General features: G+C 60.7%; 10 protein-coding genes. 3 read left to right on the top strand and 7 right to left on the bottom strand.

Features of this window, described 5'->3' with window-relative positions:
• Positions 1-27 precede the first annotated feature (27 nt).
• Together C5F71_RS25940 and C5F71_RS25935 are read right to left on the bottom strand one after the other, a co-directional pair.
• The gene (locus C5F71_RS25940; protein WP_104912325.1) at positions 28-1,434 is read right to left on the bottom strand and encodes an FAD-binding oxidoreductase; all 1,407 of its coding nucleotides are present in this window, start codon (positions 1,432-1,434) and stop codon (positions 28-30) included.
• Between the two features lie 49 nt (positions 1,435-1,483).
• The gene (locus tag C5F71_RS25935; RefSeq protein WP_029299987.1) at positions 1,484-2,308 is read right to left on the bottom strand and encodes an AraC family transcriptional regulator; all 825 of its coding nucleotides are present in this window, start codon (positions 2,306-2,308) and stop codon (positions 1,484-1,486) included.
• Between the two features lie 257 nt (positions 2,309-2,565).
• On the opposite strand from C5F71_RS25935, the gene C5F71_RS25930 reads away from it, so the two are divergent.
• A complete protein-coding gene (locus C5F71_RS25930) occupies positions 2,566-2,838 on the top strand; it encodes a DUF1652 domain-containing protein (RefSeq protein WP_104912324.1) in 273 nt (90 codons plus the stop codon).
• Between the two features lie 246 nt (positions 2,839-3,084).
• On the opposite strand, the gene C5F71_RS25925 is transcribed toward C5F71_RS25930, so the two are convergent.
• Entirely contained in the window at positions 3,085-5,550 is a 2,466-nt protein-coding gene (locus C5F71_RS25925; RefSeq protein WP_104912323.1) for a UvrD-helicase domain-containing protein, read from the bottom strand.
• A gap of 227 nt (positions 5,551-5,777) precedes the next feature.
• Here C5F71_RS25925 and C5F71_RS25920 point away from each other — a divergent pair, with 227 nt between their 5' ends.
• Positions 5,778-6,473, top strand: coding sequence for a pirin family protein (locus tag C5F71_RS25920; protein ID WP_070994883.1), 696 nt, complete (start codon positions 5,778-5,780; stop codon positions 6,471-6,473).
• 58 nt (positions 6,474-6,531) lie between these two features.
• Here the strand turns inward: C5F71_RS25920 and pgm are convergent, their stop codons facing one another.
• The 4 genes from pgm to C5F71_RS25900 form a co-directional block, all read right to left on the bottom strand.
• Entirely contained in the window at positions 6,532-8,181 is a 1,650-nt protein-coding gene (gene pgm, locus C5F71_RS25915) for a phosphoglucomutase (alpha-D-glucose-1,6-bisphosphate-dependent) (protein WP_029299995.1), read from the bottom strand.
• A gap of 113 nt (positions 8,182-8,294) precedes the next feature.
• Complete coding sequence (locus tag C5F71_RS25910) at positions 8,295-9,695, bottom strand: PLP-dependent aminotransferase family protein (RefSeq protein ID WP_104912322.1); 1,401 nt, start codon at positions 9,693-9,695, stop codon at positions 8,295-8,297.
• 43 nt (positions 9,696-9,738) lie between these two features.
• A complete protein-coding gene (locus C5F71_RS25905; RefSeq protein ID WP_104912321.1) occupies positions 9,739-11,151 on the bottom strand; it encodes a hypothetical protein in 1,413 nt (470 codons plus the stop codon).
• A gap of 700 nt (positions 11,152-11,851) precedes the next feature.
• Positions 11,852-12,874, bottom strand: coding sequence for a zinc-dependent alcohol dehydrogenase family protein (locus C5F71_RS25900; protein ID WP_029300001.1), 1,023 nt, complete (start codon positions 12,872-12,874; stop codon positions 11,852-11,854).
• Between the two features lie 247 nt (positions 12,875-13,121).
• On the opposite strand from C5F71_RS25900, the gene C5F71_RS25895 reads away from it, so the two are divergent.
• A complete protein-coding gene (locus tag C5F71_RS25895) occupies positions 13,122-14,036 on the top strand; it encodes a LysR substrate-binding domain-containing protein (protein ID WP_070994887.1) in 915 nt (304 codons plus the stop codon).
• Positions 14,037-14,178: the final 142 nt, after the last annotated feature.

Below are 14,178 nucleotides of genomic sequence, written 5' to 3'. Positions count from 1 at the left end.
GGTCATACCTGTGGTGATTGAAGCGACTTAGTGCATGAAACCTTCCATGAAGCCGGCCATGCCGCTGGCCAGCTTGCGCCGCCAGGGCGCGGTGTTCGGATCCGCCAGGGTCTGGTCCTCGTGGACAAAGCTGCGGATGATCGCGTTGTAGCCCAGCCAGCGGCACGGCTCCGGTTCCCAGCCCTTGAGGGCGTTCAGGCCGCCGTCGCGCAGCACCCACGGTTGCTGGACCAGCGGTGTGTCACGCCCCAGGATCAGGTCAGCCAGGGTTCGCCCGCCCAGGTTGCTGGCGCCGACGCCCTCCCCGCCGTACCCGCCCGACAAGGCGATGCCGCTCTGTTGGTCGCACAGCATGTGCGGCCGAAAGCGCCGCGACATACCGAGGTTGCCCCCCCAGGAGTGGGTGACGCGCACATGCTGCAGTTGCGGGAATAGCTCGCAGAACAGGTAGCGGCGCAACTCCACCTCGCTTTCTGTAAGGTCGAAGTTGTGACGCAACTTGCCGGCAAACTGATAACCACCGCGGGCCCCGAATACCAGGCGGTTATCCGCGGTGCGCTGGCCATAGGTGACCTGGCGGCTGCTTTCACCAAAAGCCTGGCCCTGATCCAGGCCGATTTCCTCCCAGGTACTGGCAGGCAAGGGTTCGGTCGCCACGATCAGGCTTTGCACCGGCAGTTGATAGCGGCCCAGGGGCTTGAGCGTCGGGGCATAGCCCTCCACCGCTGGCACCACCCATGAGGCCCGGACGTGGGCCTTGGCGGTGCGCAGGCTGGCGGCCTGCCAGTGGGTGACCGGACTGTTCTCGTAGATCGCCACGCCCATGGCCTCGACCACCCGCGCCAACCCGCGCACCAGCTTGGCCGGATGGATCGTCGCAACGTGGGGGGTATAGACCGCGCCATAAGCCGAGGCGATACGGATCTGCCCGGCCAGTTGCTCGGGGCTGAGCCAGCGGTAGTCAGCGTCGCTCAGGCCTTGGCCGTGGAGCTTGGCCAGGTATTCGCGCAGGCTGGCTTCTTGCTCGGGGTAGCGGGCGGCACAGTGCAGCGCCCCGCCCTTGCGGTAGTCGCAGTCGATGCCTTCGCGCTGCAGCACCTGCCCGACTTCATCGGGGATGCCATGCAGCAGGTCATACGAGGCCCGGCGTTGCTCGGCAGGTAAACCGGCGAGCAAGCGGTCTTCGCCCAGCAGGTTGCCCATCAACCATCCACCATTGCGCCCGGAAGCGCCGAAACCGGCAGTCTGGGCTTCAATGATCACCACCTTGAGCTGCGGCGCGTGGCGCTTGAGGTAATAGGCAGTCCACAACCCGGTGTAGCCGGCGCCAATAATGGCCACATCGACATCCAGGTCATGCTCCAGGGACGCGCGCGCCTCCAGCAGCTCTTGCAACTGGTCCATCCACAAACTGATCTTGCGCCATGCCGGCATGCCCAAACTCCACCACCAAACGTCGATGGCGTGATCCTAGTGCCTGGCTTCAGTCGTCGTCTTGCGCGCGTGCACGCAGAGAAATTTGTTTCACGTAGGCCTTGGGTGACAGGCCGGTGTGTTGGCGGAAACAGCTGTAGAACGCCGATAACGAATTGAATCCGGCGGCAAATGCCAGCTCATCAATGCGGATCGGCGGCGTGGCGCCATCCAGTGCCGCGAGCAAATGCTGCAGACGGGCCTGGTTGACGTAGCGGTAGAAGCTCTGCCCCAGTACCTGGTTGAGCAGGTAGGAGATCTGGTTGCGACTGTAGCCACACTCCTTGGCTACCCGTTGCAGGTCCAGTTCAGGGTCGAGATAAGGTTGCTGGCGCTGGAAGTACTGCTGCAAATCGTTGGCCAGGTAGCTCAGTTGCTGGGGCGACAAGCCCAGGCGGCTGACGGTCGGTCGCGTGGCCTGGGACTGGGAGCGGCTGGTGGCGGGTTCGTGGACCAGGGATGCGTATTCGTTGACACGCCAGATCAGCCCGTCGCGCACGGTGATCGCCTCACTGGTACGAAACGACACCAGGCCCTGGCCGCCACGCAAGGTCACGCGATACTGGATAAATGCAGTATCGCCATCGGTGCGGATACGATCAGTGTGCTCGATAGCCTCATCGGGGTCGCGGGGCATGCTGGCTTGCAGGTACTCACGCAGTTGGTCGAAGCACACCACGCGGTTCTGGAAGAAGTCGTGGTACTGGATATCTGGGTGATAGTGCGCCATGACCCCGTCCAGATCGCGGTGCTTCCAGCACAGGTGATGGCGCAACACTACGTCGGCAGTCGCTTGCGTCTGTTGCGGGCTATCGGCCGGGACGGTCTGTGGCATACAACACTCGCAAGCGGCTAAAGCCTGGAGCTTGCACAACTTTACCGAGTGCTTCAATGGCAAAGTGACAGTTTCAAATAATGGCCTTTTGCCTAAGCAGTTGTAAGACATGACCCACGTCAAACTTCTTGCAAGCAACTGCCGAACGGACCGAAAAAAACCCGATACCAATTGCGAGTGAGTGCTATTTTTTAAGCTTCACGGTCAGGACCATTGATGGACCTGACGCCCTTGCCGCGAGCTAAAGGAAGCGCTCAATGAACAAGGTTGGTCACATGAACAAAGTGACATTCCCCAATGCCTGCCAGTTGATGCGCTGGCATTTTCACCCGGTAGGCTTTGAAGGCAGCATGGACGCGCCCGGCAGCATGATTGCGCGATTGTTTGACCGAGAGAGTGGCGAAACCATGATCGCCATTGCTGGCATTCCCTGTGCCACAGTGATGAACGCCACGGATGTGGAACGCATTATCGAAGCGATTGAGGCAGAGCTCGAATCGTTTATACGCCCGCAGTTGCGGCAGGCGTAGTTGCAGGGCTTATTGTGGTGAACGGGCTTGCTGTGGCGAGCGGGCTTCTTGTGGCGAGCGGGCTTGCCCCGCGCTGGGCTGCGCAGCAGCCCCAATAAGCTCACGGAGTTTAGTCAGGTAAACCGAGGGCGTCGGTTCTAGGGCTGCTGCGCAGCCCAGCGCGGGGCAAGCCCGCTCGCCACAGCAATCCCACTAAGCCCACTAAGCCCACTAAACCCACTAAACCCACTTACCACAGCAACCCCTCTACTTCACCTTCGCCACCCGGCGGTCATCAAAGAACACTTTGCCCCCCGCCACTCGGTCCGACGCCCTCGGCGCATTCGCTCCTTGGCCATCCTGCCCTTCGACATACCAGTAGCAATGGCTCACTGCCCGGGTAATCCCGACATAGGCCAGGCGCAGCACCTCGTCTTTTTGCGCATTGTCATAGGGCTCGGCATCGCCGTCCCTGCCAAGCCCGGCCATGCGGTACACCTGGTTCTTGTAGGGTGAGCGCGTCAGGTGCTGGCAATCGCCCAGCAAAAACACCGCATCCGCCTGCAGTCCCTTGGCGCTGTGATAGGTCAGTTGTTTCAAGCGGCGCTGGGCCGGCGGCAAGCTAGAATCAAGGTTAATTACTGACTGAATATGCTCCTGAATCAACAGCTTATCGCTGCTTTTTCGATACAGCATTAACACCGATTCGCCCCGTTGATAGTGCGCCAGCAACTGCTGCGCCAGGGCGGCCTCATCTCGATCCAGCACCTGCACCGGTATCAGCGCCTTGGCTGCGCCGCTGGCCTTGGCCTTTTTACCGCTGATTGCCGGTGCTGCTTTAACGATATGCTCGGCGGCATCGATGATGTGCTGGTGGCTTCGGAAGTTCTCCCCGAGCATTACCCGGGTGGTGCTTGGTGACGGGAATGCCTTGTTGAACTCCATGAAGTACTTGGGCGAACTGCCGCGCCAGCCATAGATCGACTGCCAGTCATCACCCACGCATAACAGCGAGGAGTGCTGGGCACCGCGCCCCACATGCATTGCCGGCCCACGGCTGCGGATCTCGCGCAGGCTGGCGCGGATCCACGAGACGATCTGCGGCGAAACGTCCTGGAACTCGTCGATCATCAAGTGCGACAGCGGGCGCAACAGCCCGTCGCTGAGCAACTTGAGGTTCTCCGGGGTGTTCTCGCCAAACAGCGAAAACATGCGGTTGTAAGTCATGATCGGCGGCGACTGATCCAGCAGGTGATCTTCCAGGGCCTTCCAGAAAATGCTCAGGGCTTCGAAGAAAGCGCGGTCCGGGTCATCCTTGGCAAAGCTCATCTGGCCTACGGCCGTGGGCACGTCCAGGCCGAGGTTTTCAATAAACCCGGCGGCGGTGACAAAACAGTCCAGCAGCGGCGCCGAAGCCAACTCGCCCTTGACCTTGTAATCAAACCCCGGCCCCGAGCTGGCATCGCCCGCCAGGCTGCTCAAAAGACGCTTTGAAGACTCATAGTTATCAAGCCATATCAAAGGCTTGCGACAGAAAGCTTGAAACAGGGTGCGCTTGACTGCCCATTCGGCGCGCACCGACAGCTTGGCCCCTGGACGGGCGATCTGCGGGTTTTCCCTGGCGTCGAAGCCCAGTACCACCCAGGCGTCCAATTCGGCGCTGTAGCCGTGGCAGTGGAACGCCGCGCCGTTGATTTCCACGCTCTGACGGTTGGGCTCGATGCCCTTGATCGGCCAGGCACCGGCGCGAAACCACAGGTCCTCAATCACATCGCACAGCTCTTCGTCACGCTTGGCCGCCAACTCGGTGACCGCCATGCGCTTCTGCACATCCGGGTGGTCGCGCTCCAACTCCTTGAGCTGCAAGGCGTGGCGCGCCATCGGCGCAATCAGCTCGCGAAAGCGTGTGTGCCGGCCGTAAAGCCCGTGGTAACAGGCATTGAGCTGCTGGCGCTGGGCATCGTTGATGCGCAGCTCGAAGGGGTTGCTGTCAGCCTCGTCATCGTAGGTGCCGTTGTGCAGGTTCTCGAAGGCCTGCAAGCGCTCGAAGCCCGGCAGGCTGCGGACCATGGGCAGGATGCGTGAATGAAAGGTGCGCACCACGGCCTGGGCCTCTTTCAAACCAAGGGGTTGGCCCCACAGGCTGAGAATCTCCATGAGTTTGCCGATGAAGTCCTTGCGCGACTCACGGGTGAAGGTCACCACGGTCATGGAGCTCAGCTCAAAGCCCAGGTAATGGGTCAACAACAGGATGCGCAGGACCAGCGAGGTGGACTTGCCGGCCCCGGCCCCGGCAATCACCGAGGTTGACGGGGTGTCGCTGAAGATCATCTTCCACTGGGCCGCGCTGGGCTGGGCATGGGCCGGTAGCAAGCGCGCCACATCGGCCTTGATGCGTTTTTTCAGCTCAGGGGTCAATGGCAGGCGCCAATCGTCGAACAGGCTGTCATCAACTCCGGGCGCACGGTGCTCATCACTGCGAAAGTCACGAATCAACAGGACCTGGCGCCCCTCTTCGATGCCGTCGCGCTTGCCTTCCTGGTAGCCATACTCCACACCCGCTTCATGCCCACTGCGAAAACCATCCGCTTGGCCATGCAGCCACGAAAAACGGTGCTGGGCCCGCAGGCGCGTCAATCCGTGGCCAAACAGCCGGGCAGCCAGGCGCTTGAACAGCGGCATTTGCGCCAGGGGACGCAGTTCGGGGGGCAGATCGGGGGTGTGTTGCGACACGCGGACTCCTGCGGGGGGTTAAGCGGACAGAGCGCCTATGGTCGCCGTTATGCCGCGACAGTTCCAGCCAATTGCTTTGGCTTCATGCAGTTAGGCGATGAAGTGAATATCAGGTCGAGTTCGGCGGCGCGCAAACCAATCGAATAATCAGATGGGAATCAGGTATTTTTTACGCTTTTTATCGATTATGCCCTGGCGGATGATAGCCCCATCAACAGGAGACGATCATGCTTGAACTTCGACCTTTTACCTCCCTGGGCGGTGCCAATCACGGTTGGCTGGATGCCCATCACCACTTTTCGTTCGCTGAGTACCATGACCCTCAGCGCATGCACTGGGGCAACCTGCGGGTGTGGAACGATGACATCATCGCTCCCGGCACAGGCTTCCCACAGCATCCGCACCGGGACATGGAAATCATCACCTATGTGCGCGAAGGCGCCATCAGCCACGCTGACAACCTGGGCAACAAGGGCCGTACCGAGGCTGGCGACGTCCAGGTGATGAGTGCCGGCACCGGGATTGCCCATAGCGAATACAACCTGGAAGCCACGGCCACCAAGATCTTCCAGATCTGGATCATCCCCAATGAAGCCGGCCTGCCCCCTTCCTGGGGCGCCAAGCCTTTTCCCAAGGGCGACCGCGAAGGGTTTGTGACCTTGGCCAGCGGCAAGCTTGGCGACAATGAAAGCCTGCGTATCCGTGCCGATGCGCGCCTGGTGGCGGCCAACCTGAAGGCCGGGGAAAGTGCCGAGTATCACTTGGATGCAGGACGCCGGGCTTACCTGGTGCCGGCGACCGGGGTGATCGAAGTCAATGGCTTGCAGGCGCGGGCGCGGGATGGTGTTGCGGTGCAGGATGAACGCGTACTGCGGGTGACCGCGATCGAAGACAGCGAAGTGGTGCTGGTGGACCTGGCTTGATCTCAAGCCAGGCTCAAACCCAATGTGGGAGCAGGTCGCAGCGCCGCTCCCTCACTTTTTACGGCTGGCTGGTGATCGCACCATCCACCAACACCTGCGCCTCTTCCACCAGGCGCTTGAGGTGATCTTCGCCAATAAAGCTCTCGGCATAGATCTTGTAGATATCCTCGGTGCCCGACGGCCGCGCGGCGAACCAGCCGTTTTCGGTCATGACTTTCAGCCCGCCAATCGCCTGGTCGTTACCTGGCGCATGGCTGAGGATCTGCTGGATGCTCTCCCCGGCCAATTGCGTGGATGTGACCTGCTCCGGTGCCAGCTTGCCCAGCAGCGCCTTCTGCGCCGGGGTGGCCTTGGCATCCACACGGATGGCGAACGGTTCGCCCAAGGCATCGGTCAGGCCACGGTAGATCTGGCTTGGGTCCTGGCCTTTGCGCGAGGTCATTTCCGCAGCCAGCAATGCCGGGATCAGGCCGTCCTTGTCAGTACTCCACACGCTGCCGTCCTTGCGCAGGAACGAAGCCCCGGCGCTTTCTTCGCCGCCAAAGCCCAGGGAGCCTTCAAACAGGCCATCGGCAAACCATTTGAAGCCCACCGGCACTTCATACAGGCGCCGGCCAATGCGCGCCGCCACGCGGTCGATCAAGCCACTGCTGACCACGGTTTTACCCACGGCTGCATCAGCGCGCCACTGGGGACGGTTCTGGAACAGGTAATCGATGGACACGGCCAGATAGTTGTTCGGCGCCAACAGCCCACCAGACGGGGTAACGATGCCGTGGCGGTCGTGGTCCGGGTCACAGGCAAACGCCACGTCGAAGCGTTCCTTGAGGCCGATCAGGCCTTGCATCGCATAGCTGGAGGATGGGTCCATGCGAATCTGGCCGTCCCAATCCACGCTCATGAAACGGAATGTCGGGTCGACTTCGGTATTCACCACTTCCAAGTTCAGACGGTAATGCTCGGCAATCGCCGACCAGTAGCGCACCCCTGCTCCGCCCAACGGGTCTACGCCCAGGCGCAAGTCGGCGCTGCGGATCGCGTCCATGTCGATGACATTGATCAGGTCGGCCACGTAGCTGTTGAGGTAGTCATGGCGATGGGTGGTATCGGCTTTCAATGCCTGGGCATGGGTGATGCGCTTGACCCCGGCCAATTTGGCAGCCAGCAGTTCGTTGGCCTTGGCTTCGATCCATTTGGTGACGTGGGTGTCGGCCGGGCCGCCGTTGGGCGGGTTGTATTTATAACCGCCGCTCTGGGGCGGGTTATGGGACGGGGTGATGACAATGCCATCGGCCAGCCCGCTGGTGCGGCCACGGTTGTAGCAGAGGATGGCGTGGGAAATCGCCGGGGTTGGCGTGTATTCGTCACCTTCGGCAAGCATCACATGCACCCCGTTGGCCGCCAGCACTTCCAGCGCACTGGCGCCCGCCGGCGTGGACAGCGCATGGGTGTCGAGGCCAACGAATAGCGGGCCAGTGATGCCTTGTGCTGCGCGGTACAGGCAAATCGCCTGGCTGATGGCCAACACGTGCCATTCGTTGAAGCTCAAGTCAAAAGAGCTGCCACGGTGCCCGGAAGTACCGAAAGCCACGCGTTGAGTGGAGATGGCTGCATCGGGCTGGCCGGTGTAATAGGCCGTTACCAGTCGCGGGATGTCCACCAGCAACTGAGCCGGCGCCGGTTTGCCCGCAAAAGGACTGAGAGTCATGCAAAAACCTCTGAAAAGAAGGATTCGGAAAAGGATGCAGTTTACTGGGTGTTCGACCGCCGCGGGCCGGTATCTATCCCACAATAATCAGCGATATTTCCCACAAAGCCAATTCATCCGTGCTGCCCCTGCTTGAGTGCCTGTGCCAACTCCTCCAACACCAGGTCCAGGCTGTGATGAGTGCTTGCCACATGGCTCAGCCGAAAATGTTGCTGGTACAGGCCACTCACGCTGAACAACTCGCCAGGGGCAATCACCACCTGGCGCGCCAGCATGTTTTGAAAGACCCGACGCATATCGACGGCCCCGGTGGAGCGCAGCCAGTAGGTAGCACCCGCCTGGGGTCGACGGTACGTCAAGCGCCCGCCCAGATGTTGCTCCAGGCGCACGTGCATGGCGTCGGCATGCCCCTTGAGCAAGTCGCGCAACTGCTCAAGATGCTGGTCAAAACGGCCATTGTGGTGCAGCCGGGCGATTGCACGCTGGCGAATCGAGGACAAACGAAACGCGCGCAACAGGAACTGGCGCTGCAATTGCGTGCTCAGGTGCCGCGACAGCAGATAGCCGTAGGGCGCTTCCGGGCCCATGACTTTTTCGAAGGAAGAAAACACCATCAGTCGATCAGGGTTCACCAGATCGCGCAGGTAGCGGGTGCCCGCCTCGAATTCCAGCCCGCCGTGGATGTCATTCTCCAGCACCCAGCAACCGGCATGTTCCAGCAACCGCGCCACCTGCGCCTGATCCGCCAGGCTCAAGGCCGCCCCCGTGCCAATGCCCGGGGTCGAAGACAGCACTGCCAGTTGCACTTCCTCGCTCCGCAGTTGCTGCTGCAAGTAACCGAGGTCGAGCCTGCCCTGTTCGTTACACGGCCACTCGATCATGCGCACCCCGGCATCTTGCAGCAACCGCAGGACAAGCCAGTCACAGGGCGACTCCACCAACACCGCAGCCCCTCTGAGCGCCAACACCTCGATCAGAATGGCCAGCACCCCCCGCAGGTCAGCACCGATGTACACATCGTCGGCCTGCCAGCACCGTGTGGGCGAGTGGGTATAACGCGCCGCCAGCGCCGCCCGCAGCTCCCAAATGCCGCACGGCTGGGAATAAGGCTGCAACTGGCGCGGGTACTGGCGCACCAACTCACGCTCCAATTGCAGCAACGGCGCGTCCAGGGACAACAACTGGGCCGGCTCATCGGCACTGAGGACCAGCATCCCCGGCCTGCGTGCCCCGGCATACAGGCGCTCAAGGAGATCGCCTGCGGTGCAGCATGGCGTATTGCTGGCAATGGGCAGGGCGTAGTAGCCGGACTTGGCCACCGAATACACCCTGCCCTCCTTTTCCAGGAGCGAGTAGGCGTATTGAATGGTGGAAATCGACACATTCAAACGCTCTGCCAAGTGCCGCAAGGACGGCAGCTTGACCCTCGCCTCAGTGCCCACTTCGTTGATCAGGTTGATCATGTAGCGATAGACAGCCTGATAGGCGAAGTCAGCCGGCTTATCCCCCTTCATGACCTTGGCTGCCGCAGCACTGGCTGGCGTAGCGCAATCACCCTCAGTGCCCTGGTATGCCATGCGGCACCGTGGCCCCATCCTCGCTGTTGATACAGGCCGCATTGGCCGCGACATGGGCGCCGTACAGGTGCTGCAACAGCGCCAGGGGCAAGCCACTGGTATCGACAATCCAGTGCTGGATCAACTCTGCCGAGGGCTTGCCCTCAAGGACTTTGTGCAGTTCGGGCAGTGCCACCAGCATGCCGGGATGACAGCGGCGCAAGAAGGCTTCCAGCCGCTGCCCTTGCTGGATAAACGGTGAAAACAACAGGCATACCAATTGGCTTTCCTCCAGGCCAAAGAACTCGCGGGCGTACGTCGCCGCCAATACGCGGCCATCCCGCGTCCCGGCTTGGGCAATCAGCACGTCAGGGATTTGTTTACGGCGCATGAAGCCGATGGCCTGCTCGATAAACCGCGTGACACCCTGCTGATAGTCCAGGCCCTGCAGCACTTGCGCATGCAGGCCATGCAGGTGGGCCATCAGCAACGGGTTGGCGTAGGCCGGGGTGCTGAACTGAAAGGCGAACTCGTCTTGCTTGTAGCCCATGAAATCATTGAGCAAAGCCGTGCAGCCATGCTCCGTGGCGCGTAACAGGTCAGCCACGCCAATGTAGGCCAGGTGACGGTGCACCTCCTTGGCGGCGGATGCATCCTGTGCTGCGTAATGCTCGCCATACACATTGCGGTAATAACCGGCACTGCAATCGTCCATGCGGGAGAACAACGCGTTGAGCGCCAATGGCTGCCCGGAATGACCTTTCATGCCCGCAGCGCGGGTGGTCCTGGCCAGCCACGCCAGGTATTGATTCTGCTTGCGCGGTGAGTCGCTACTGGCCAAGGCGTGTACCCCGCCGTCCCACGCCGTGATGCGGCGGTAGAAATCCCCCAGGGACAGGTAGCCGTCGTTGCACAAACTGGCGCGGATATCCCCCGAACTCATATGCCCGACCATCAGCATGTTGCGCCGTCCCGCATCCTGCCCAGCGGCGGACGCCGGCCGCAGATGGTTGAAAGGCAAAACCTCCTGGTTTTCCACCATCAGCAACTCGACCCTGGGGTCGTCATGGAAAAACAACGCGCTGTAACCACGGTGAATGCTGTCCAGCGCCGCTTGCGTCATGCCCGTATGGCGCAGGGTCGCGACGCGCAATTGGAAACTCCTCGGCGCGCGGCCCGCAATGGTCAATTGGGCTGCCCGCAGGAAGGCCAATGCGTAACTGCTGCTTTTACCGCCCCCATGAGCCACCAGTACCTTGTAGTCGCCGATCTGCTCCAGACCCCCGGCCGCCACAATCAATCGCTGAATCAATAACTGAAGTGCCGTGCGCTCCGCTCGCGAAAAGTGACCCAGCAATCGCTGCAAAACTTGCTGATAAACATAATTCATGGCTTGTTCGTGAATAGCGCTCATAGCTTTACTACCTGAGGTTAACTGGCAGTTTCGGGCATGCAGTTAGGCGTGCCTGTCCGATCTGCGTTTACTTAAAGTTGACGCCTGTTGTGATTAAGGCTGATAGCTAAATGTTAGCACCGCACAACAAAGCGCCAGTTGGAACATCCTGACGAAGATGCCATCACCTACGGAGGAAAGCCCCTACAGCGGCCCACTGGCCGGCCTAGGAATGGTCTTACAGCCTCCTACTAATCTTTAACTCGAATATTAAAGAATGATCTGACATATGCGGCGCAGGGTAAAAATCGGATTGGGTTCGCGCACACTTAAAGGCGCTTTCTGCAAACCCACATCCTTGGGTCGGCATACAAAGCGACTTGTTAGTTTCGGCGAGCCGTTGTTTTGAGTTGTTTGCTGTATTCATTGCTCAGTCCTTGAGATGAAAGTGACCGGGCAATTATCAGCGCTTGATTGATGATTAAAAGATACAGACTCAGGGCAAAAACCAGTGCAGTTCGGTGGGCGGGGATTGACCGCAGCGCCCAAACAAAACGCCGCCGCTCTGGGATTCAGGGCAGCGGCGGCATCAAGGGCAGGTTTTGCAGGGAAGAAATCCCGGCAGGGGGCTCAGCAAGGACGTAGATCCAGTCCTTCTAAATGGCGTATTTGCCCCATGGCAAACACTCGCAGAATGTCCGTTTGCGAACATTCCCACAGATCAAACGGCTTCAACCTGCAACGCTACCCGCTCACGGCACGGGCATTCATCCATGTAGCGATGGGCGTCGACGAACTGGCTGAATGGAAACACCCGGGTCTTGAGCGGCACCAGCAGGCCATCTGCGGTCAACTGGTTGATCTCGTTCAGGGCCCGCTGCAGCGCGGCTTGATCCTGAGCAATACCCAACTCCGGCTTGCCGGTGAAGTTGCCGATGCAGTGCACAAAGAACTGGATGTTCTTCTGGAACGCGGCACAGGCCGGGAAAGGGGTCTGGTTGCCGCCTTGCAGGCCGTACAACACCAGGCTGCCACGGGGCGCGAGCACATCGCCCAACAGCGACATCTGCGGGCCGCCCAGGCCGTCGAACACTACATCCACGCCGCGCCCATCCGTGAACTTGTTGATTTGCATCAGCAAATCCTGTTCTTCGGTGACGATGACCTTTTCCGCGCCCAGGGACAGCAGGTATTCGCGTTCCTCCGGCGACTTGGTGGCCGCGATCACCCGCACGCCCAAAGCCTTGCCCAATTGCACGAACGATGGCCCGGCACAATGGCTGGCATCCGTCACCAGAGCGAACTGCCCGGGTTTGGCCCGTGCCAGATCGATGTAGGCAAAGTAGGCAATCAACAACGGCGTGTAATGCACGCTGGCCTGCACCGCGCTCAACACGTCCGGGTAACGGGTCAAGGCAGAACGAGGCAATACAATCACCTCGCCATACACCGGGTAATCATTGGGGCTTTCGGCCGGAAAGCTGGCAACCTTGTCGCCTACCACCAGGTCGTCGACGCCCTCACCCACGGCCACCACCACGCCAGCCATTTCATGTCCAAGGCCCGAAGGCAGGCGGGCATGGGAGGACGCCAGGTTCTGCCGCCAGAGAATGTCGTACCAGCTGATGCCAATCGCTTCGACACGCACCTGCACTTCGCCCGGTGCGGGCAACGTGGCTTCATGCTCTTCGCACTTGAGCACCTCGGCCGGACCAAACTTGTGAAAACGGATCGTGCGGGACATCGCAAACCTCGCCAAAGTAACCTCTAATGCCATGAACTTTATCTGGGCTTTCGGGGCAAGGCCACCGGTCGCCATTAATAGTCGTCATGTCTGTCATTGATTCCACCGCCTAGGAAAATACGCCAGGCAGCGTAGGAAATCTGAATTAGCCGGTGCAGAGTACCAGCCTTTCCCCGTAAGATTCATGCCGGCCATTGTTCCCATGTGGCCGCTCACGTCAAGTTCGCTGAATCTGCCAGGACACAAGATGAACCGTAACGACCTGCGTCGTGTCGACCTGAACCTGTTGATCGTATTCGAAACCTTGATGCATGAGCGCAGTGTGACCCGCGCCGCCGAGAAATTGTTCCTCGGCCAGCCCGCCATCAGCGCGGCCTTGTCACGCCTGCGCGGGCTGTTCGACGATCCTCTGTTCGTGCGTACCGGGCGCAGCATGGAACCCTCGGCACGGGCGGTAGAGATCTTCGCCTTGCTGTCGCCGGCCCTGGATTCGATTTCCACCGCCGTCAGCCGCGCCGCCGAATTCGATCCAGCCACCAGCACCGCGGTGTTTCGCATCGGCCTGTCGGACGATGTGGAGTTCGCCCTGCTGCCGCAACTGCTCAAACGCCTGCGCGCCGAAGCGCCGGGCATCGTGCTGGTAATCCGTCGCGTCAACTACATCCTGATGCCCGGCCTGCTGGCCTCCGGGGAAATCTCCATTGGCGTCAGCTACACCGCCGACCTGCCGGCCAACGCCAAGCGCAAACTGCTGCGGCGCAGCCTGCCCAAGCTGCTGCGCGCCGACAGCGTACCCGGCGCCCTGAGCCTGGATGACTTCTGCGCCCGCCCCCACGCCCTGGTCTCATTCGCTGGCGACCTCAGCGGGTTTATCGATGAAGAGTTGGAAAAACTCGACCGCAAGCGCCACGTAGTACTGGCCGTGCCACAGTTCAACGGCCTGGGCACCCTGCTGGCCGGCACCGACATCCTGGCGACCGTGCCGGACTACACCGCCGAAGCCCTGACCGCCGCCGGCGGCCTGCGCGCCGAAGACCCACCGTTGCCGGTGCGCAGCTTTGAACTACACATGGCATGGCGAGGGTCGCAGGATAATGACCCGGGGGAACGGTGGTTGCGTTCGCGGATTCAGATGTTTTTTGGGGATCCTGAGAGTCTTTAGGCGTTGTCGGATAGGCTGTTTATCTGATCATTTCTGCCTTTCCACACACCATGGAGCTCCATTCACCTCCAGTGGATCGCTACATTGGTGGCACATCTGAGGGCACGCTTTGGATGGTTTGAAAAGGATGCCCCCATTCGTC

This window comes from Pseudomonas sp. LG1D9 (assembly GCF_002949995.1).
In the GTDB taxonomy this organism is placed as follows: domain Bacteria; phylum Pseudomonadota; class Gammaproteobacteria; order Pseudomonadales; family Pseudomonadaceae; genus Aquipseudomonas; species Aquipseudomonas proteolytica.
The sequence above is the reverse complement of the archived record's forward strand: the minus strand, read 5'-3'. Positions and strand labels throughout refer to the sequence as shown.